The sequence below is a fragment of the Flavimaribacter sediminis genome (genome assembly GCF_019492055.1).
GTDB classification, from domain to species: domain Bacteria; phylum Pseudomonadota; class Alphaproteobacteria; order Rhizobiales; family Rhizobiaceae; genus Flavimaribacter; species Flavimaribacter sediminis.
The window spans coordinates 1,370,647-1,390,351 of the sequence record NZ_JAICBX010000002.1 but is presented as its reverse complement, the minus strand read 5'-3'; the positions used below and the strand labels follow the sequence as shown (position 1 = coordinate 1,390,351).

The following is a 19,705-nucleotide window of genomic DNA, read 5'->3' as shown; positions in this document are numbered from 1 at the left end:
TCCCGTCAGCTGAATTTCGCAGTTCCGTCGGAAAAGTGCATCTCGACCGTGAACGTACCTTCCATCACCGTCCACGGCTCGATGGTGAAATCGCGGATTCCGTTTTTGGCGAAAGGATCGTTCTCCGCCAGCCGGCGCGCTTCGGCTTCGTCGGCGGCGCGCAGAATGGTCATTCCGTTGCGTTTTTCAGGCGCGCCCATCGGCCCGGATGCGAAGACCTTGCCCTGCTTTTCCAGCTCGACCAGATATTCGAGATGATCGGCCAGGAGCGGCATCAGATCCTGATCCTTGCCATGCCAGAAAACGACATAGAGATTGAGTTGCAGCATCTTCGAGACGAGCGCGGCCGCCTTTTCCGGCATCTGACTCATGATCTACCCTCCCTGTTCATGCGGCCTTCAGTCATGCCGCGATCATGGTGTGTCTGAGCACCCCAAGTTCCGAAATGGCGATCTCGACCTCGTCTCCAGGCTGCAGGAATTCGCCCTTGGGCATGCCGACGCCCGCTGGCGTGCCCGTCGCGATCAGGTCGCCTGGATTGAGCGTGACATGACGGCTGAGATAGGCGATCTGCTCGGCGAGAGAATGCACCATCTGCCCGGTATTCGAATGCTGCCTGGTAACGCCGTTGACCTTTAGCGTGATCTCGAGGTTTTCCGGGTCAGGCACGAATTTCGCCGGTGTCAGCCAGGGGCCGCATGGCGCCGCTCCGTCGAAGCACTTCTGGCCGATCCAGTCATAGACGAACGGGCTGCCCTCCCGGCGCATCAGGTCGCGGGCGGACAGGTCGTTGATGATCACATAACCGGCAATCGCCGAAAGCGCGTCCGCCTCAGGGATATTGCGGACCGGACGTCCGATGACCACGCCCAGTTCGGCTTCCCAGTCGAGTTGGCTGGAAAATGACGGTATCGGCACGTTCGCCCCGTCGCCGACAAGCGTGCCCGCTGTCGTCTTGACGAAGAACCACGGCTCAGGAGCCTTTTCCATGCTGGGCGCGCTGCCCGTCATCTTCTTGACGAACTCGGCCATCTCTTTGAGATGATCCCAGTAATTCGCACCCGCGCAGAAAAAATTTGCCGGATATTGGACCGGCGTTTCGAGTGTGACGTCAGAGAGTGCGAGCCGGCCGGCGGGGGGAGCACCCGAACCAGCTTCGCCAAGCACTGCCTCAATCGCAGATTGGGAACTTTCCCAATCCCGCAGAATGTCGAGGACGTCGGGATCGCCACCGAGCAGGTCGGATGCCGCGTATATCGTGTCACCTGACAGCACACCCGCTTTGCGATGATGCTCGTTATTGAAATAGGTCACGAGCCGGTAGCCCGCCATCTGCAAAACCCTCCTCCCCTGACGCCGTTGACCGCAATTGTCGAATGCGGCATTCTGGCGATTACGTAATGTAACGTACATTACATTATCGATTTGTGCTAGATCAGTCAAAAGATTTATCGAAAGAGACGGCAGATTCGTCGGGAATGAAAAGATGACCACGCAAGAATCCAACTCGGCCGGCGACGGCGCAACCAGCCCCAGCAATAACCGTTCCCGCGACCGGCAATCTTCGGCACGCACACCCCGCAATCTCAGTCAGGATGAGCGCCGCGAGCGCATTATCAGCCTCTCCGCACATCTCTTCCTGGACAAGGGCTACGACAACGTATCGATGAACGACATCATCGAGGCGGCGGGCGGATCGAAGGCCACGATCTATCATCTCTTCGGCAACAAGGAGGGCCTGTTCGTCGAGGTTGTCCGGCAGATGGCGCATGTGGCGAGCGTGTCGTTTGAACCAGAGGAGGTCGGGACGGTTGAAGATCAGCTCAATGCAATGGGCTGTTCTTTCCTGGGCATGATCCTGCAGCCGGAAATCCTCGAACTCCACCGACTGATGGTCTCCATGGGAAAGACTTTTCCTGGCACCACCAAGCTGTTCTTCGACGCAGGGCCGAAGAATGCCTATCGCCACGCCGCGCAATGGGTCGAACGCCATCAACGCATGGGCGAACTGGCGCCTGGCGACCCGCAGGAACTCGCCACCCTGTTTCTCGACATGCTGATCGGTGATTTTCAGCTGGCCATGCTGACCAGCGACCGCGCCATTCCGGGTGCCGACGAAATCGCACGCCGCGTGGCCGCCGCCGCACGCCTGTTTCTGCGCGGCTGTGCAGCACGCTAACCAGCGCCTTCCCCCGGAATTGGATCGACCAGGCCGAGCAGCCGGCGATCCACCAGGATTGAAAATCCTGACCGGTTTTGAAATAGACAGGGATAGTTCTTGCTGGTATTATCGATAATGTTAGGATTAGCGATGAATACCACGCAAATCGATGAAAATTCTGTAGGTTCGCAGTTCCGCATGACCATGCGGAAATTTCCTGCGACGGTCACCGTTGTCACTGCCAGTGACGACACGCGTGATCATGGCATGACGGTTACGGCGGTAACGTCCGTTTCCATGGACCCGCCATCGCTGATGGTTTGCCTGAACAACCGCTCGCGGCTGCATTCCATGTTGCTCGACCAACCGCGTTTTGCCGTCAATGTGCTGACGGCGTCCCATCCGGAGGTCTCCGATGCCTTCAGTGGCAAGGTGGCGCCCGAAGAGCGGTTCACAACCGGCAATTGGGAACGGGACCCGGCCGGCATGATGATCCTTAAGTCGGCGCACGCCAATGTGGTCTGCACCCGCATGGCGGCGGTGCCTTATGGCACGCATACGATTTTCGTCGGCCAGGTCGATCGCGCCCGGGTCGATGAAGGCACCCGCCCGCTGCTTTATTCCGATGCCTGCTATCACGTCTCGGAACCAGCCGCCGATCGCAAGCCGTCACCAGTCGGCAAGACAGAATTCGATCTCTATTTCTGATCGCTGTTTGCCCCACCTTCTCATCTGTCCATCGTAACAAAGCGCCAAAACGAAACCGGGCGGCATTGCTGCCGCCCGGATATGATGTCGGCTGGTGAACCGCCCTAGAAGATGCCGACGGGATCCAGACCCAATTGCTGGGTGCCGTACATCTCGACCAACATGTCGTAATCAATGCTGGAATGAAGGGCCGCGGCATTGGCGTCGCGCCAGAAGCGCTGCACCTTCAGGCTGTCGTCGGCCGCCTGCGCGCCAGACTTGTTGAAGATTTCATTCGCCGCTTCCGCCGAGGTCCGGGACGCAAAGCCGTGATTGCGGCGAATTCTGACCCGCTGTTCGATTGTGAGCGCGCCACCAGCCTCGATGACCGCCTCGCCCTCCTCCAGACTGGTTGTCATCAACGTGCGGGCGGCATCGATGCGCGCCGCGTTCTGACCGACTAGGCGCTGTATCAGCGCGGATTCGGCAACTTTCACGAACACGCCCGGTCGCGCCATGCGCGTGGCACCGGTGGCGACCTCGGTGAAGGCGTCAAGTGCGCCCTGCGCCATGCCGACGATGGGCGAAACCAGCGCAGTCGGCCCGAAAGTCGGATAGGTGTAGCGCGCCTGTTCGTTGTTGGGAACTTCGAGCCCCGGCACTTTGCCCGACATGATGGCGCCGAGCGGCACGACGCGATGGGCCGGCACGAAAACGGGATCGGTGATCGCTACCGTTTTTGAACCAGTGCCCTGAAGTCCGGCGACGTTCCAGCTGTTGTGATCGACAACGACATCCTTGACTGGCGCCAGGAACCAGGCAAGCGTCGGCGGACCTTCCTTGTTCGGGATGAGGCCAGCGAGGATCAGCCAAGTTGCGCTGTCAACACCGCTCGCCCACGGCCAGCTTCCCTCGATCGTGTATCCCCCGTCGACCACCGTCACCTTCGGCGACGGTAGATAGGACACTGCGAGCAGATTGTCGGGATTGTCCCAGACTTCCTGCTGGGCCTCGAGCGGGAAAAACGAAGTCATCCAGCCGAAGCATACGGCGAGCGTGCCGCACCATCCCGTGCTGCCGCAATGACGGCCCAGTTCGAAGCCGACACGCGCCAGCGCGGACGGACCGTATTCGTAGCCGCCGAAGCGCGCCGGCTGCATCACCTTGAAAAGGCCGGTCTCACGCAATTCTTCCATCGTCTCGACCGGCACCCTCCTGGCATGCTCGGCATCTTGCGCGCGGGCAGCAATGCCCGGGCCGAGTTCCTTCACGCGATTCAGAATGTCTTCAAATGCAGGCCGTTCATCGGTCGTGGGCGCAACCTTTAATTCTGTAGCGTTGGCGTTCATGGTCTCCTCCAATACCGTAACGTACGTTACAGTTTTGAATGTGGCAGCATATCGCAGCCCTGTCAAATCCTAGTTACCGGGCAACAGCGATTCCCGTGGCACGACGCGCGGGAGAGCGCAGAACAACGATGTCGATGATGTTGAAAGCAGCAGCTACTTCGCAGAGACCGCGCAGCCCTGGAGGAAGAGCTTCACGGCCAGCCGGACCGTGTCGTCGATCCGCTTGACGCGCGTCTCTTCGTCGACGGCGGAAGTCAGCCATTTCAGCATCTGATCGCCGATCAGCATGTCATGGAAAAGAATGGCGAGATGGAAGGGATCCTCGTCGTCCCGGATGGATCCCGTTTCCTGGCAATGGGCAATCCAGGACGCGATGATACCGCAGGCCTGGCGCGGTCCGGTATCATAGAACAGTCGACCGGCCTCGGGAAACTGACGGCCGATCGACGTCATCAGGCGGTGAAACCTCAGAATTTCAGGCGAAAGAACCCGTTTCAAGAAGCTGTGACCGATCCGAGTGAGCTGGTCTTCGAGCGTTCCCGTGCGCGAAATCTCGATACGGATAGTGACATCGCGGCACATCTTGTCCACAACCGCCTCGAGCAGTTTCTCCTTGTTGCCGAACTTCGAATAGATCGTCCCCTTGGAACCGCCGGTCGCCTCGATGATTTCATTGATGGTCAGATTGTCGTAGCCCTTCTCCAGGAAGAGATCACCCGCGATCCGGATAATCCGGTCACGTTTGCTTTCGCGCGCAGCCGGCCGGTCCAACTCGATGTCATCGATATTGGCTTCGGTCTCACGCAATACGGCATCATCCGGTGACAACATGCACTCCCTGGCCAGCCCGCCCCGGCCGTCTCCACGCGCACGGGAATTGCCTATTTGCGATAATTCGGTTCGATAATCAAAGATTCTTTTGACAGCGTGCCTCCAAGAAATTACTGTACCATACGTTACGGTACAGTCTGCGCATGCTCGCTTCTGTCCGTAAAGGGAGGACAATTCACATCTCGAATACTGCCCCGGCCGCAACCGCGTCCGGGCATGGAAAACCTTTGCCTCGGCATTGAACTGTCCCGAGATCGTGTTTCGGCCCCCTGAAAAAGGAAGACGCCAGGTACCCGCAATCCGACACGGAGGGCGCGGCCCGGTTGGCTGGTTTTGGACAGGAGGACCAAATGATAGAAGTCAGCAGACAAATTCCCATCAATGAACCGGGACAACCGGTACTCACGCGCTCCGATGTCTGGCAGGGGCTCGTGATGAAGGCAGACAACGCCCTGCCCTTCGTACCCGCGATGACCCATTGCGAGGTCAAGAGCCGCGAGGGCAAGAATGTTCTGGTGCGCGAAATCGAGTTTCGCGGCGAACGCTGCCATGAGCGCGTCACACTCACTCCCGAGCAGCAGGTTGAGTTCGTTCGCCTCGATGGTTCGGTGCTCGGCACCATCTTGAACAATATCGAGGAAGACGAGGACGGCCTTGGCCTGCGCTTCTCCTTCAAGCTGACCCTCGCCGGCGAGAAAGACGGCAGCCCGGCAGAAAAGGCGTATGGCGAGACCGTCGAGAAGGATTACCTGAAGGCCGTCGATGCGACACTTGCCGCCATCCGCCGGCTGAAGGGTGACCGCGACGCGCTGCTCAAGCGGTATTACGAAACCGTCGATTCGATGGACATGCCGGCCTTCAAGGCGATGCACACTGACAATTGCAAGGTCTTCTTCGCCAATTTCCCGGCGGCCGAGGGTCCCGAGCAGATTGCCGGCGCCATCGGCCAGTTCTGGTCGACCATAGGCGGACTGAGCCACACCATCGTCAACCGCTGGGACCACCAGAACGAGACCGTCCTCGAACTTGCGGTCGACTATACGCGCCTTGACGGCAGCCATGTCGTGCTGCCCTGCGTCTCGATCGTCAAGCCGGCTGGCGACAAGGTCGCCGAATTGCGGGTCTTTATCGACGTCGCACCGATCTACGCGCCGGCGGCAGCTGAGGCGGAACCAGCCGAATAGGCCCGAAACAGCCGCGCCGGCGATGATTAGCCGGTGCGGCCTAAAACGGTTTGGAGGCCTTCGTTTCCAGGGAGGGAACCATGTTCCAGTCGATTGCGAGAAGATCCGCAGCCATCCGGCCTTGCCCGAACTGATAGAATCCGGCTGAACCCGTGATCAGATTTCCGTGTCACCGAAAGTCAGATAGTCCCACATCCGCTCGAGAATGCGGCCCGACCAGGTGGCCCGCGCCTGGGCCTCTTCCCGAGTGATCATCGGCCCGCCTTCGCCTCCGCCTGAGGCCAGCACATCAAGCTCGATGCGCGCAGCATCCTCGGCGTACCAGGACAGAACCACAGCCTCTTCGAGACTTTCACCGGCAGTGACGAGACCGTTGCCGCGCATGACGATGGCAGGACGGTCTGACATTTGCTCTGCAAGCGCGGCCGCTTTCTCATCGTCGCGGATCAAAAGCGGGCTGTCCCACATCGGGATCGAAGGGAAGAAATAGCTGCCGAAACCATGACGGGGCCGCGGCGTTTTGCCGAGTGTGGAAAGGCTCATGATTTTCGGCGGCATCGAGCGAACGATGCCACCGACTTCCGGGCGTCGGAGATAGATTTCGCGATGAACGCGCACTTCGCCCAGCACCCCGTCGGGAAGCGGGCCGTCGAGTGGCACCACCGTGCCGTGCGCATCCGTCGGCATGTGTCCCATCGGCACTGGCGTACAGACGAGAAATCTTTCGGCATCGATCCGCGCCGAGCAATGGCCATAGGCGTGGGCCAGCCCGTGACGGCCAACGGCCCGCGCGGCGAGCCGCACGAGCCGTTCAAGATCGTTCATCGATAGCTGTGTCGATCCGTTCAAGTTCAATTCGATCCTGTCGTTTGCAAGGCCATGACGGAATCGTTGAACTGGGAGATTGCCGTCACCTCCTCGATGGAACGCGCGATGATGGGCGTGCGCAATCCCTCGAAGGTCAACCCGCCGTCACGTTTCAGATTATGGGTCGCGTTGACCTTGAAGGCGTAACAGGCTGACATGAATTTGGCGCGCTTTTCCGCGCCACCCGCCCAGGCCGCGCTCTTCGTGAAGCGCGCCAGATCCAGCCCGTTTTCGAAGGCGATCTCGATGGAGGCATCGAACCGCCTGTTTGGCGGCGCCAGCGCGGAGACCGCGCTCGCATCGGCCATCTGCGAATTCGGATCGAACGGTTCGAGCAGATGCATCCTCAGCTTCTTCACCTCCGTGCAACCGGCGAGCGCCGGCGCAAGATCGCCGGACATGTAGCTGCGGAAATCCTCAAGGCTCACACCGTCGTTCTTGCAGATGAAAAGCATGAACTTCAGCAGCCGCGGCGCACGGAACGATGCCGGCGTCTCGTCCTTGTAGGTCTTCGAATTGTCGCCGACCGAGGGATAGGCAACCGTTTCCTCGAAGATGTTGGCCTCGTCCGTCATCAGAGGCTCCATCGCACCGAGGAACTGGTTGAGGTGCTCCTCGCTTTCGAAGCACGGCTCGGGCACGCCCTCGAAACGGTCTTCCTCGACAAGATGGAAACCCACCCCTTCCGTGTGTGGCCAGACCTGCCCGTCCTCGTAGGAGATCTCGTGCAGCCAGAGATGGTCGATACCCGGCAGCCGGGCGGCGATCTGCGCGGCATGTGCGTTGACCCAGTAGGTGTAGAAGACATCGAGCGGTATACCCGGCCGCTTCTTCAACGAAAAGATCATGCTCAGAAACATTGCTACTCCTCCCTCAATTGACCGGCGGCCCGTAGCGGCGGCGCCGATCTCCCCATGTCAGTTCTTGAATTCCTTGATGTCCGGCTTGGAACCCCAGCCGCAAAACCCCGTTGGGTCTGCCGGGAACTGGCGCTCGCGGTAGAGAAGCTCGTCGGCGATACTCTCCACGCCGGAGGAATACTCGAACACCATGCCGTCCGGCCCCTCGAAATAGAGGAACTTCGCCATCGATGTGACGTGGCGACCCGGTCCGAAGACCATCTTCACGCCTTTCTCCGACAGAAAATTGTAGGAGCGCTGCACGTCGTCGGCGGTGGCAACCTGGTGATTGATGTGCTGGATGCCGGCCCGGTTGGTCGGGAACAGCGCGATCGAGTGATGCACTTCGTCGATCCGGAGCAGAGGCGCATCGCCGATCCGGTCGCTGACGCGCGCATTGCAGACTTCCGTCCAGAACGCCTCGTCTCGCGCCGCGTCGGTCGTGCACAAACCGACATGTGAGAAGCCGGTAATGCCAGCGTCGCGCGTGCCGTGGTAACGCCGGCCGGAATGTTCCGGGCGTACGACGAGTTCGATGCGATTGCCCGTCGGGTCGTTGAACGCGATGAAGGATTTCACCTTGCGCAGCGAGGCTTCTTCCGGTGTCCCGACATGAACCTCGTGCTTCATGCCTTCAAGCGATGCCGCGGCCTGGTCCAGTTCGGCATCGGAGGCGACGACGAAAGCGACTGCCTGGTCGGCGGGATCGCCTTCGAAATAACACAAGGTGTGTGCCCGCTCGTCGGATTTGAAATAGACCCCGCCCTTGGTGCGATCGTCGACCTCAAGGCCCAGATAATCGTTGGCGAAGAACTCCGCGCCTTCCATATCGCGCGTACCCATTCTGACGTAACAGACATCCTGAAGCTTGATCATCTCCGTCTCCTCAAACAGGGTTTGGTATCGTTAGCCGCAATATTCGGGAATGTTGGCGACGCTTCCCCACGCACAATAGGATTGCGGCGCGTGCGGGAACTGTCTCGGCAGATAGTCCTCGGCTAAGGGGCGTTCCTCGCCCTCGGCCGTGTAACAGAACAATACGCTGTCCGGGCTCCTGAAGCTCAGGAAAGCCTCGCCGGAGGCCGGCCGGCGACCCGGCCCGTGAGCCACGCCGACCTGCGCCGATTGCAGGTAATAGCTGTTCTGCATGAGCTGATGCAGCGCCTCCACTTTGTACTGGATCTCCAGCAGGCCATCATGATCGGACGGCAGGATGGTGATGCGGTGATGCTGATCGTCGAGCGCGATATAGGCCCCCTCGCCGATATAGTCGGCAACCTTTCCGCCCAGTATCCCGGTCCACAATTTTATGTCGCTTTCAGGATCGGTCGAGGCAAAGGTCACGCCGAAGAATTCCACAATGCCCGCGTCACGCGTTCCGAAATAGCGCCAGCCCGTATCGCGGGGGCGCACAACGAGCTCAATGCGAACCACGCCGCGAATGGAAAAATGGGCGAAGGTCTTGCAGCGCCGCGCGGCGGCTTCCTCGTCGCTGCCGCGCGAGACGCTGTAGCCTGCCCCCTCCAGACGCGAAACCGCCTCATCCAGTGTGCGGGTATCGCGAACCTCCAGCGCCAGCGTCTGTTCGTTCCGATCCGCAGGATAGACCACGAGCGAGTGGTCGCGATTATCGGAACGGTACAGCGACAGTCCGTCCGGCGACTCGATCGGCTGCAGGCCGACGATCCGGGTAACAAAGTCGTTCATGGCGGCCGGATCGGTCACGCCAAGGCGAACATATCTGAGTTTTTCGATCATCCCTGACATTCTCCAGAATGCTCGTAGCTATATTCTTACGCAGACATTGCGAAGCTCGGTGTAAAATTCCAGTCCGTGGATACCACCTTCGCGCCCAATTCCCGAATGCTTCATGCCGCCAAACGCCGTGCGTAAATCGCGCAGGAACCAGCTGTTGACCCAGGTGATCCCGGCTTCCAGTTGGGCTGCCACGCGGTGAGCGCGGCTCAGATCCTGTGTCCACAGCATCGAGGCCAGCCCGTATTCCGTGGCATTGGTACGCGCGATGGCTTCATCCTCGCTGTCGAAGGGTGCGATATGCACACACGGTCCGAAGATTTCCTCGCGCACGATGTCAGAATCGTCGTCGAGGCCGGTCCAGATCGTCGGCGCGATCCAGTGTCCGTCGGCGAGGTCGCCTTCCATTTCGATTACGCCGCCACCACTGACGACCTTGGCGCCTTGCGCCGCCGCCTTGTCGTAATACCCCAATATCTTCGTGCGATGTTCATCGGATATGACCGGACCAAACGTCGTGCCCTTGTCGAACGGATCACCGGGCTTTTGCTTCGCGGCCCGCGCAGCCAGCCCCTCTACGAACTGATCGAAGATCGGACGCTCGACATAAAGACGTTCCGTCTGCAGGCAAACCTGGCCGGCATTGGCGAAAACAGCACGGACCGACTGGTCGAGTGCCTTTTCGATATCGCAATCGGCAAAGACGATGCCGGCATTCTTGCCGCCCAGTTCGAACGAGACCGGCCGCACGCCTTTTGCCGCCGCGGCCATGATCGCTTCGCCGGTACGGGTCTCGCCCGTAAAGGTGATGCCGTCGACGCCCGGATGTTCGGTCAGGAACTGGCCGGCTGAATCGGGGCCTAAACCGTTGACCACGTTATAGACGCCGTCCGGTATACCCGCATCGCGCATGACTTCCGCAAGCAATGTCGCCGTCGCCGGGGTTTCCTCAGACGGTTTGACCACCACGGTATTACCGCAGGCCAGCGCCGGTCCGACCTTCCACGTCATCAGCAACAGGGGCAGGTTCCATGGGCAGATGACGGCGATAACGCCACGCGGCGAGCGCAGGGAATAGTTCAGCGCATCGCCACCATCGGGCGTCCGCATCGGAAAAAACTCACCTGCATGATGCTTCGGCAATTCGGCGAATGCGCGGAAATTGGCGGCGCCGCGCGGAATGTCGAGATGCGATGCAAGCGAAACCGGCTTGCCGGTATCGAGGATTTCGGCTTTCAGGAATTCGTCAAACCGCGCTTCGACGCCATCGGCGATGCGATGCAGCGCCTTGGCGCGTTCGTCCTGGGTCAGTTTTCCCCATGGCCCCTTGAGGGCTGCACGCGCAGCATTCACCGCCCTGTCGACATCGTCGCGAGTAGCTTCCTCGACAAGGGCTACCGTCTTGCCAGTGGCGGGATTGATATCCTCGAAGAAACGTCGATCGCCCTCCACGTGGGCGCCACCGACAACGTTTCGAATCCGGCTGGGACTACCGCCGTGCATGAATGATCCTCCCGGAAACCTGTTGGCGGGAAATTAGGGACACAAAAATCGTCAGTCAACAATATTATCGATGTTTTTAAAATTAGCGTTGGTAATTGGAGAGTCGTTGATAGTGGATTTTCTCGGTGCTATGGAAGTTTTGATAAATTCTGAATAGGCGGAGGCGAATGGCTGACGATCCTCATTTCACCCTATCCGACCGTGCCTTCCATTTGATACGGCGGGACATCGTGTCCGGGAGACTCGAACCCGGATCGCGCTTGCGCATCACCAAGATGAGCAAGAGCTACGATATCGGAGCCAGCCCATTGCGCGAGGCACTGTCGAAATTGTCATCGGAATTCCTGGTGATCTTCGAGGCGCAGCGGGGATTCAGCGTCGCACCGATCGATGCCCAGGAATTGCGTGATATCTCGCGGGTAAGATGCGATCTCGAAAGCGATGCCCTGGCGCGTGCAATCCGGTTCGGTGACGACGCCTGGGAGGCCGGAATCGTCGCCGCCTTCTACAATCTCAGCAAGGCTGAAGCCCGGCGGAGCCAGAATGCAGAGGCCAGCATCGACGAATGGGAAGACCGCAACCGTGAATTCCATGAAGCACTGGTGGCGGCCTGCGATTCCGAATGGCTGAAACGACTGCGCAATCTTCTGTATTTCCAGCACGAGCGCTACCGGCGCATCTCGCTCACCAATCCGGATCCAAAGCGGAATTTGCAGGCGGAACATCAGGCAATCATGGACGCGACGCTCGCACGCAACACCGAATTGGCCGTCAGATTGTCCAAGGAACATGTCGACCTGACCACGCGGGCCGTCCTTGCCGTCATCGAGATGCCGGTCGCCGAGGCAACATGACGAAGGTCGGCATCGCACCTGACGAAAAACGGTAAGAAATATCGATAATTTGTTGACCATCGATTTTTTGGCCGACTATATAGGCCATCTCTAACGAACAACATGCCGGGAGGTGGTATTGCTCAGCGAAAGCCAACGCGCCAAGGCCGTCGAATCCCTACTCGAAAGCCACCGCACCAAGGTTCAGGGCGTCCGCCCCTCGGAAATGTTTCCCGACATCGAGATTGCCGACAGCTACGCCATCTCGTCGGCGGTGGCGGAGGCGAAGGTCACACAGGGCCAGAAGATTATCGGTCACAAGATCGGGCTGACCTCGAAAGCCATGCAGGCGAGTTCGAAGATCAACGAGCCTGATTATGGCTACCTTTTCGATGACCTTGTCTTGTCCGATGGCGCGAAGGTGCCCTTTGAAAGCTTCTGCGTTCCTCGCGTCGAGCCGGAACTGACCTTCATCCTCAAGGAACCGCTCAAGGGACCGGGCGTCGGGTTAATCGACGTGATGCGTGCAACCGAATGGGTCGTACCCTCCATCGAGATCATCGATGCCCGCGTTACCGAGCCGCGCAAGATCTTCGACACGGTGGCCGATAATGGCGCAGCCGCCGGGATTGTCCTGGGCGGACGTCCGGTCCGTCCAGAGGACGTCGATCTGAGATGGGTCGGAGCGATCTTCTACCGAAATTCCGAGATCGAGGAGACAGGCCTCGCCGCCGGTGTATTGGGTCACCCCGCAATGGCGATCGCCTGGCTTGCCAACAAGCTGGGACCGTTCGGAACACAACTTGAACCGGGCCATTTGATGCTGTCTGGAAGCTTCACGCGGCCGGTCTGGGCGAACAAGGGTGACACGCTGCACGCCGATTTCGGACCGCTCGGAGGCGTCGCCGTACAGTTCGTTTAAGGGAGGTTGCTTTGAACAACGAATTCAAGGCGGCGCTGTGGGAAGGCAGAACGCAGCTTGGCATCTGGAGCTCCCTTTGCAGCCCGCTTGTCGCCGAAATGCTGGCGCAATCGGGCTTCGACTGGGTTCTGTTCGACGCAGAGCATTCACCGGTCGAAATTGCCGGCCTTCTTCCGCTGCTGCAGGCAGCCGGAAACGGATCGGCCACCGCAGTGGTGCGTCCTTCATGGAACGATCCTGTCCTGATCAAGCGCACCCTCGACATCGGCGCCCAGACACTGCTCCTGCCATTCGTGCAGGATGCGGCGGAGGCGCGCGCCGCCGTCGCCTCGGCGCGCTATCCGACCAAAGGAAAACGCGGGGTCGCCGGCGCGACAAGGGCCAGCCGCTACGGCCGGGACGGCAACTACCACGTCAACGCGAGCGACGAGATTTGCACATTGGTTCAAGTGGAGACTCTGGAAGCGCTTTCGCGACTGGACGAGATATCGGAGGTCGACGGCATCGACGGTGTTTTCATTGGACCATCGGACCTATCCGCTTCAATGGGGCATCTCGGCCAGCCCGGCGCCAACGAGGTTCAGCAACAGATCCGTCTTGCCGCCAACACGATCCGCGCCGCAGGCAAGGCGCCCGGCATTCTGGCGACATCCGCTGACGACGCCAAAAGATATCTCGACTGGGGCTATTTGTTCGTCGCCTGCAATGTCGATTTGCGATTGCTCGTGCAATCCATCGATGCGCTCTACACGGAAATGACGTCCTGACGAGACTTGCGGGCCCCGACGAGACTTGCGGGCAATGCCCTGAACCAGCCTGAGGCACCAGCCGAGCACGCATTCTCCTGTTCCGCGCCGTTTCAAACGTCTCGCATTCGATGAAGCCCGGCGCCGCCACACCAACACAATAAATCGATGGTATTGTAATTATCGATAATAATTGACAATTTGGATAATGACGGCTTTTATCGATTAGAGCAGCCAATGGGCGCGCATCCAGACGGGAGGATCTCATGACTAAATTGTCCAGGCGGAATTTCATTAGCGGCGTAGCAGCAGGCGGAGCGTTCATCGTCTTGTCGCCGAGCAAGGGCTTTGCGCAGTCACACGTCCTGCGCTTCAGCACGTTCCTGCCTTCAATGCATCCCATGGTTACGGGGCTTTTCCAGCCCCTCGCAGCGGAAATCGCCGAAGCGACCGGTGGCGAAGTGACGATGGAATTCGCCGCCGCCTCGCTGGCCCCTCCGCCGCGCCAGTTCGACATGGTCCATGATGGCCTTGCCAGCACAAGTTTCACCACGCATTCCTATACGCCGGGACGGTTTCCACTGACCGGGATCGCCGAACTGCCGTTCCTCGGCAACAAAGCCACCGCGATGTCCCAGGCCTATTGGGAAGTTCATCAGGACTACCTGGCCAAGGCGAATGAGCATTCAGGCTTCAAGCTCATGGCATTGTCGACCCATGGCCCGGGAGCGCTATGGACAAACAAGGGCCCGATCACCTCGCTCGATGACCTTTCGGGGCTACGGGTCATCGTTCCCGGCGGTCTTGGCGCCGACATCGCGGCAGCCATCGGCGTCGATTCCGTTGAGGCGCCGGCGCCGCAATGGTACGAATTGCTGTCGCGCGGCACCGCCGATGGCGCAATGTTCTCGGTCGACGCTCCGATGAAGTTCAAGCTTGAGGAGTTCCTGCCGCACTACACCCGCGTGCCCAATGGCCTGTTCAACAATTCCTTCGCCATCTTCATGGGACAGCGCGACTGGGATGCGATGGGTGAAGGCAATCAGGCAAAAGTCGAACCGCTTCTCGGTGAAGCGCTGTCCATCCGCATGGGTGAAATCTGGGACAAGGGCGATTCGATTGCGATGAGCCGCTTCGAGGAACAGGGAATCACCATGACCGACGCCGAAGGCGATTTTCTGGAAAGCATCAAGTCGGCCGTCGCGCCGGTCGAGGACAATTGGGTCGCCGTCGCCAAGGAAAAAGGCGTGGACGGCGCTGCCGCCCTTGCGGCCTTCCGCGAGCGCGCCGCCGAGCTGGAAGCCAAGATGGCGGGATAGCGTGCAGCAGGATGAATTCGAAACCGCCTCGCAAGCCGGAGGACTGGGAACGCTTCGCCCGCCGAAGCGCAGCCGTCCTGTCCGGATTGCGGAGGCCTGCCTGCTCACCTTGTCCGGGGTAACACTCGCCGCGATGATGCTGCTGGTCGGTGTCGACATCGTCGGGCGGCATATTGCTTCCATGCCCGTCACCGGCGCAATTGAACTTACCGAATTCGCAATGGGCATCGCGATCTTCGCAGCCTTGCCCAGCGTCGCACTCAGAAACGCCCATATCCGTGCCGATCTCCTTTCCGGAAATCTCGGCAGGCGGGGCCGTCGCGTCTTGGAGATTGCCTCCGAAATCGTCGGCACTTTGCTGTTTGCCGCTCTGGCCTGGCGATTGTGGATCGAGGGGATCACGGTCGCCGGCTATGGCACAACCGCCGGCGTATTGCGGCTGCCGCTCGCCCCGCTCACATTCTACGCCTCCGCACTCTGCGCGCTGAGCGCACTTACCCATCTGTTGCGGATGTTCGATCGCCCATCACGGGAACACCCTTCATGATCGCAGCGCTTCTCGGGCTGGCATGCCTCATCCTGCTGGTTCTCATCGGCTTTCCGCTCGCCTTCGTGATGGCCTTTGTAGGTCTGTCCGGGTTGACACTGCTCATCGGATTCGAACCGGCAGTGGGCCAGCTTGCGCGCGCCACTGTGGACACGATGACCGACTACACCTTCTCCATCCTGCCCCTGTTTCTCCTGATGGCGCATTTCGTCGCCAGATCGGGATTGGCGGCGGAGCTTTACGCAGCCTCCTATGCCATTGTCGGCCACTGGCGCGGCGGTCTGGCAATGTCGACGATCATCGCCTGTGGCGGGTTTTCCACCATTTCGGGATCGAGTCTCGCCACAGTCGCCACCATGGCGCCCATCGCCATGCCCGAGATGCAGGCGCGCGGCTATCGTCGCGAACTCGCCACCGGCGCCATTGCCTCGGGTGGCACGCTGGGCATCCTCATACCGCCGTCGATCATCCTCGTGGTCTACGGCAATCTGACCGAGACCGACATCGGCGAGCTTTTTATCGCCGGCATCGTACCAGGGTTGATCGGACTGGCGTTTTACGTTGGCGCCGTAGTGGCGGTAACCTGGTTCGACCCGGCAGCGGGACCGGCGGGAGAGAAGATGGCCTGGCGCGAGCGCTTGCGCGCACTGGGGCGTGTCTGGGGCCTTGTGCTCATGTTCGTGACCATTATTGGCGGCATCTATCTGGGTCTGTTCACACCAACTGAAGCTGCCGGCGCCGGCGCGATCATCGCCCTGATTTTCGCGCTGGTGCGGCGAAGTCTTACCTGGCCCATCGTCGTGGATACTTTCGTGAAGACGGCGGTCACCACCGCCGCACTCCTGATGCTCGTCGCCAGCAGCCAGATTTTTGCGACCTTCATCAACATCTCCGGCCTGCCGCGCGATTTGCTCGACCTGATCGCCCGCACCAGCATGGCTCCCTGGATGGTCATTGCCATCATCTGCGCGGCGTTCCTGGTGCTCGGATGCGCGCTCGAAGCCTTCTCGCTCGTCCTGCTTTTTGTTCCGATCGTTTATCCCATCGTCGCCAGCCTGGGTTTCGACCTCATCTGGTTCGGAATATTGCTGGTCGTCGTGGTCGAGGTGGGACTGATTTCCCCTCCGGTTGGCCTGAACGTCTTTGTTCTGAAATCCGTCGTTCCCGGAATACCGCTCGCCACGATCTATCGCGGGATCCTGCCATTTATCTTCGCCGACGTGACCAGACTCTTATTGCTTTGCCTCGCACCCTGGCTGGTGCTGTTCCTTCCTAACGCGATGCATTGACCGGGTTCGGCAGAAAACCGGTGATGTCTTGCGATTGTGCGGATTCCTGACCGGCAGCAACCATGCGGCCTGGATCAAGGCCATGATGGACGATCCACGCCGCAGGCAGAGCACGGGGCATTCCGGCGATATTCGCCGACGACGTCAAACGTCATCTCAACCAAGGCTATTCATTCATCGCCCGCCATGTCGATTTGCGGCTGCCACGCACGCCATACGGAAATGACGATCTGATCGGATGGGCGGATGCCTTTTCGCAGGCTCGGCGATCCCTGCCGGCTACGAGAACTACAAATAATCGACAAAATACATATTAGCGTTTTTCTTATTGAAAAACGATAGGGCCTAGATTAACAAGACATTGTGAACGGGATCGGTCGAGTTGCGTACCGCACCGGAGGAAACGAAGGCCATGAGACGGCTGGCTTGCAGAACAGCGGCCATCACGGGGGCAACTCGCCGGATTGGCAAGGCCTACAGCATTTCCAGCGTCGGACGACGCTGCTTTCTTCACTGGCCAAACACTCGCGGGCGACGGCGGTTCGCGCGAGCCGGGTCCTGATCAAGGAAAGAAAACCTTCGCAAAAGCGCGGGAGAACCCGTCAGGGATAGTGAAAATGAAGAACGCCCAGTTGGCCACATCGGAACAAGCCGACATCAAGGACGGTTGGCGGCGATCTTTCCTGCTGCCTTCTCGTTTGAAAAGGTTTGACGAGGCCGGTCTGCTGTTTGCCCTGATCGTAATGGTCCTGGCAATCGGCATTCTGCATCCCGAGTTTTTCGATCTCGGTTCAATCAAGACGTTACTGAGGCAAAGCGCCTTTGTCGGCATCATGGCGTTCGGCATGGTCTATCTGGTTTCGATGACGGAGATCGACTTGTCGGTCGGCGGCATCTATGCGGTCAGCGCCACCTCTGCTGCGCTGCTGATCAAGGCCGGCATAGATCCCTGGATTGCGGTTGGGCTATCCTTCGCCATTGGCGCCGCTCTCGGTGCGCTTAATGGCCTTGTCGCGGTGTTGCTCGACGTCCCGCTCATCATCGTCTCTCTCGGCTCGCTATCGGTTTTCTTCGGCCTCAATCTCATCATTTCCGATGCCAGCCCGGTCTTCGGAATGCCGAGAGACCATGCTTTCTTCGTAATATTCGGCGGGGAGTTTCTGGGGTTGCCCTCACCCGCCTGGGTGCTGCTGGCGACGGGTATCGTCATGCACTTCCTGTTTTTCCGAACGCGTTTCGGCGCTACGGTTCGTGCCGTTGGCTCCAACCGCAACGCCGCCGAGTTCATTGGAATCAGGGTTGGTCTGACCCGTATCCTCGCCACTTCTTTGACGGGTCTGCTCTGCGCGATATCGGCATCGATGGCGCTTGCCTATTTCCGCGCCGTCGATCCGGCCATGGGCGAGCAGAAGGAATTGCTGGTCATCGCCGCCGTGATTATCGGCGGCACGTCGTTGGCGGGCGGATCGGGCACCGTCCTTGGCGCATTTCTCGGCGTTCTGATCATCACCGTGATCGACAGCGGCATCGTGTTCTTCGGTATCGACACCAATTATGCGCGCTTTGTTACGGGCTGCGTGATCCTTGGCGCGATCGCGCTCGACCGGATTCTCAAGCGTTCGCGCGCGGCGTCTTCGCACATGCAATCGCATCTTTGAAAAGTCGGCCATCAAAACGGCCGGGAAACTGCAAACAACGACAACAGGGAGAAGGACAATGAACGTCAAGAAACTGAGCAGCTGGCTACCGGCCACATTTGCCGCTGCGGCGCTGATGGGAAGCACATTCGCCAACGCACAGGAGCCAATAAAGATTTCCTACGTCCTGGCGGTTACAACCCTGGAATGGACAAGCGAGATCAAGGCAGGCGCTGAAGCCGCTGTCGCGGATCTGGATTTTCCTGTCGATGTGAAATTCGCAGGCCCCTCGAATTTCGATCCTGGCAAACAGGCATCGATCTTCATGAACGAAACGCAGACCTCGCCCGACGCCATGATCATCACCAATGTGGCGGCCCCCCTGTTCATCGAACCAGTGCGCGAAGCCCAGGAAAGGGGCATTGCGGTGACATGGACCAACGCCTCGCCCGCGCCTGACTTCTACGAGGGCTTCTTCGTCAGCGCCGATCCGACGCAGATGGGTCTTGAAGCAGCCGACGTGCTCGCCAAGGCACTTGAGGAGAAGACAGGCAAGCCGGCAGCCGATATCGAGGGCACCATGGTGCTCGGCGTCTGCGTTCCGGGCCTCAGCGTTCTCGAAAACCGCGTTAACGGCCTACGTTCGGGCCTTGAAAAGCTGATGCCGAAGGTTGAAGTCCTGCCGACGATCCCGACCAAGCCTGACCGCGAGGGCAGCTTCGCAATCTGGAACCAGGCAATGCGCAAGAATGCTGGCGCACTGGCCTATGTTGATGCATGCGAGGCCGGTAATCTGAACATTATCCGCATCGTTGCCGACGACAAGCTCGATGCGCTCAGCCTTGCATTCGACGTTCCCGGCGAAGTCCGTGAGGCAGTTGCCGACGGTACCTTCCTCGCCGCTTCGTCGTCGAACTTCTTCATGCAGGGTTACATGGCTGTCTATGCAACGGCGACCGCGCTGCATGCGGACAAGCCTCTGCCTTCAGGTTGGCTGAAAATTCCGGCTACCATGGTGGTTCAGTCCAATGCCGGCGACTACAACGAAGCCTGGAAGGACATGCAGCCCGGCCTGCGCGCCTATTACGATAGCGACATCGAAAAGGCGAAAGCCGCGTTCGAAGATGGCGACTTGTCGCCGGTGGCCGAATACGACAATCCGCCGAACTGATCTTG

At 59.6% G+C, this 19,705-nt stretch carries 20 protein-coding genes; 11 read left to right on the top strand and 9 right to left on the bottom strand.

Translation table 11 applies throughout. The features are described from left to right. Positions 1-5 precede the first annotated feature (5 nt). Both K1W69_RS14750 and K1W69_RS14745 read right to left on the bottom strand, forming a co-directional pair. A complete protein-coding gene (locus K1W69_RS14750) occupies positions 6-371 on the bottom strand; it encodes a YciI family protein (RefSeq protein WP_220229074.1) in 366 nt (121 codons plus the stop codon). 31 nt (positions 372-402) lie between these two features. Then, entirely contained in the window at positions 403-1,332 is a 930-nt protein-coding gene (locus K1W69_RS14745; protein WP_220229073.1) for a fumarylacetoacetate hydrolase family protein, read from the bottom strand. Between the two features lie 154 nt (positions 1,333-1,486). Here K1W69_RS14745 and K1W69_RS14740 point away from each other — a divergent pair, with 154 nt between their 5' ends. Both K1W69_RS14740 and K1W69_RS14735 read left to right on the top strand, forming a co-directional pair. Continuing rightward, positions 1,487-2,179: a TetR/AcrR family transcriptional regulator gene (locus K1W69_RS14740; protein WP_220229072.1), complete on the top strand. Its 693-nt coding sequence runs from the start codon at positions 1,487-1,489 to the stop codon at positions 2,177-2,179. Positions 2,180-2,296: 117 nt separating this feature from the next. Then, positions 2,297-2,869 (top strand): flavin reductase family protein, encoded by a 573-nt coding sequence (locus K1W69_RS14735; protein WP_220229368.1) that lies wholly within the window; start codon positions 2,297-2,299, stop codon positions 2,867-2,869. 104 nt (positions 2,870-2,973) lie between these two features. Here the strand turns inward: K1W69_RS14735 and K1W69_RS14730 are convergent, their stop codons facing one another. Together K1W69_RS14730 and K1W69_RS14725 are read right to left on the bottom strand one after the other, a co-directional pair. Beyond that, a complete protein-coding gene (locus tag K1W69_RS14730; RefSeq protein WP_220229071.1) occupies positions 2,974-4,197 on the bottom strand; it encodes an acyl-CoA dehydrogenase family protein in 1,224 nt (407 codons plus the stop codon). Between the two features lie 153 nt (positions 4,198-4,350). Next, positions 4,351-5,004 (bottom strand): TetR/AcrR family transcriptional regulator, encoded by a 654-nt coding sequence (locus tag K1W69_RS14725; RefSeq protein ID WP_220229070.1) that lies wholly within the window; start codon positions 5,002-5,004, stop codon positions 4,351-4,353. Between the two features lie 374 nt (positions 5,005-5,378). Between K1W69_RS14725 and K1W69_RS14720 the strand changes: the two genes are divergently transcribed. Next, positions 5,379-6,212, top strand: coding sequence for an AtaL-like protein (locus K1W69_RS14720; RefSeq protein WP_220229069.1), 834 nt, complete (start codon positions 5,379-5,381; stop codon positions 6,210-6,212). A 156-nt stretch (positions 6,213-6,368) separates the two neighbouring features. On the opposite strand, the gene K1W69_RS14715 is transcribed toward K1W69_RS14720, so the two are convergent. From K1W69_RS14715 to K1W69_RS14695, 5 genes are read right to left on the bottom strand one after another with little or no spacing between them, the layout of a single operon-like run. Beyond that, positions 6,369-7,061, bottom strand: coding sequence for a class II aldolase/adducin family protein (locus K1W69_RS14715; protein ID WP_258571044.1), 693 nt, complete (start codon positions 7,059-7,061; stop codon positions 6,369-6,371). Positions 7,062-7,063: 2 nt separating this feature from the next. Then, on the bottom strand, positions 7,064-7,939 hold the full coding sequence (locus K1W69_RS14710) for an EthD domain-containing protein (RefSeq protein ID WP_220229068.1): 876 nt from the start codon (positions 7,937-7,939) through the stop codon (positions 7,064-7,066). Positions 7,940-7,996: 57 nt separating this feature from the next. Further along, entirely contained in the window at positions 7,997-8,854 is an 858-nt protein-coding gene (locus K1W69_RS14705) for a VOC family protein (protein ID WP_220229067.1), read from the bottom strand. A gap of 30 nt (positions 8,855-8,884) precedes the next feature. Further along, positions 8,885-9,736 carry a VOC family protein gene (locus tag K1W69_RS14700; RefSeq protein ID WP_220229066.1) on the bottom strand — a complete coding sequence of 284 codons (852 nt, stop codon included), beginning with the start codon at positions 9,734-9,736 and terminating at the stop codon, positions 8,885-8,887. Between the two features lie 27 nt (positions 9,737-9,763). Beyond that, positions 9,764-11,236, bottom strand: a complete 1,473-nt coding sequence (locus tag K1W69_RS14695) for a 2-hydroxymuconic semialdehyde dehydrogenase (protein ID WP_220229065.1) — start codon at positions 11,234-11,236, stop codon at positions 9,764-9,766. Positions 11,237-11,403: 167 nt separating this feature from the next. Between K1W69_RS14695 and K1W69_RS14690 the strand changes: the two genes are divergently transcribed. The 8 genes from K1W69_RS14690 (at position 11,404) to K1W69_RS14655 (ending at position 19,700) form a co-directional block, all read left to right on the top strand. Then, complete coding sequence (locus K1W69_RS14690; RefSeq protein ID WP_220229064.1) at positions 11,404-12,090, top strand: GntR family transcriptional regulator; 687 nt, start codon at positions 11,404-11,406, stop codon at positions 12,088-12,090. A gap of 118 nt (positions 12,091-12,208) precedes the next feature. After that, complete coding sequence (locus K1W69_RS14685) at positions 12,209-12,991, top strand: FAA hydrolase family protein (RefSeq protein ID WP_220229063.1); 783 nt, start codon at positions 12,209-12,211, stop codon at positions 12,989-12,991. 11 nt (positions 12,992-13,002) lie between these two features. Beyond that, positions 13,003-13,758 carry an HpcH/HpaI aldolase family protein gene (locus K1W69_RS14680; RefSeq protein WP_220229062.1) on the top strand — a complete coding sequence of 252 codons (756 nt, stop codon included), beginning with the start codon at positions 13,003-13,005 and terminating at the stop codon, positions 13,756-13,758. A 245-nt stretch (positions 13,759-14,003) separates the two neighbouring features. Then, positions 14,004-15,056: a TRAP transporter substrate-binding protein gene (locus K1W69_RS14675; RefSeq protein WP_220229061.1), complete on the top strand. Its 1,053-nt coding sequence runs from the start codon at positions 14,004-14,006 to the stop codon at positions 15,054-15,056. Between the two features lies 1 nt (position 15,057). Continuing rightward, on the top strand, positions 15,058-15,603 hold the full coding sequence (locus K1W69_RS14670; RefSeq protein ID WP_220229060.1) for a TRAP transporter small permease: 546 nt from the start codon (positions 15,058-15,060) through the stop codon (positions 15,601-15,603). Further along, positions 15,600-16,892 (top strand): TRAP transporter large permease, encoded by a 1,293-nt coding sequence (locus tag K1W69_RS14665; RefSeq protein ID WP_220229059.1) that lies wholly within the window; start codon positions 15,600-15,602, stop codon positions 16,890-16,892. The genes K1W69_RS14670 and K1W69_RS14665 overlap by 4 nt, the downstream gene beginning before the upstream one ends. Before the next feature lie 617 nt (positions 16,893-17,509). Further along, positions 17,510-18,550 carry an ABC transporter permease gene (locus K1W69_RS14660; protein ID WP_258571043.1) on the top strand — a complete coding sequence of 347 codons (1,041 nt, stop codon included), beginning with the start codon at positions 17,510-17,512 and terminating at the stop codon, positions 18,548-18,550. 58 nt (positions 18,551-18,608) lie between these two features. Continuing rightward, positions 18,609-19,700, top strand: a complete 1,092-nt coding sequence (locus K1W69_RS14655; RefSeq protein ID WP_220229058.1) for a sugar ABC transporter substrate-binding protein — start codon at positions 18,609-18,611, stop codon at positions 19,698-19,700. Positions 19,701-19,705 lie beyond the last annotated feature (5 nt).

Bases quoted from the DNA above. Each gene is read 5' to 3' on its own strand.
- K1W69_RS14750 (WP_220229074.1), bottom strand. From the start codon at position 371: ATGAGTCAGATGCCGGAAAAGGCGGCCGCGCTCGTCTCGAAGATGCTG.
- K1W69_RS14745 (WP_220229073.1), bottom strand. From the start codon at position 1,332: ATGGCGGGCTACCGGCTCGTGACCTATTTCAATAACGAGCATCATCGC.
- K1W69_RS14740 (WP_220229072.1), top strand. From the start codon at position 1,487: ATGACCACGCAAGAATCCAACTCGGCCGGCGACGGCGCAACCAGCCCC.
- K1W69_RS14735 (WP_220229368.1), top strand. From the start codon at position 2,297: ATGTTAGGATTAGCGATGAATACCACGCAAATCGATGAAAATTCTGTA.
- K1W69_RS14730 (WP_220229071.1), bottom strand. From the start codon at position 4,197: ATGAACGCCAACGCTACAGAATTAAAGGTTGCGCCCACGACCGATGAA.
- K1W69_RS14720 (WP_220229069.1), top strand. From the start codon at position 5,379: ATGATAGAAGTCAGCAGACAAATTCCCATCAATGAACCGGGACAACCG.
- K1W69_RS14710 (WP_220229068.1), bottom strand. From the start codon at position 7,939: ATGTTTCTGAGCATGATCTTTTCGTTGAAGAAGCGGCCGGGTATACCG.
- K1W69_RS14705 (WP_220229067.1), bottom strand. From the start codon at position 8,854: ATGATCAAGCTTCAGGATGTCTGTTACGTCAGAATGGGTACGCGCGAT.
- K1W69_RS14700 (WP_220229066.1), bottom strand. From the start codon at position 9,736: ATGATCGAAAAACTCAGATATGTTCGCCTTGGCGTGACCGATCCGGCC.
- K1W69_RS14695 (WP_220229065.1), bottom strand. From the start codon at position 11,236: ATGCACGGCGGTAGTCCCAGCCGGATTCGAAACGTTGTCGGTGGCGCC.
- K1W69_RS14690 (WP_220229064.1), top strand. From the start codon at position 11,404: ATGGCTGACGATCCTCATTTCACCCTATCCGACCGTGCCTTCCATTTG.
- K1W69_RS14675 (WP_220229061.1), top strand. From the start codon at position 14,004: ATGACTAAATTGTCCAGGCGGAATTTCATTAGCGGCGTAGCAGCAGGC.
- K1W69_RS14665 (WP_220229059.1), top strand. From the start codon at position 15,600: ATGATCGCAGCGCTTCTCGGGCTGGCATGCCTCATCCTGCTGGTTCTC.
- K1W69_RS14660 (WP_258571043.1), top strand. From the start codon at position 17,510: ATGAAGAACGCCCAGTTGGCCACATCGGAACAAGCCGACATCAAGGAC.
- K1W69_RS14655 (WP_220229058.1), top strand. From the start codon at position 18,609: ATGAACGTCAAGAAACTGAGCAGCTGGCTACCGGCCACATTTGCCGCT.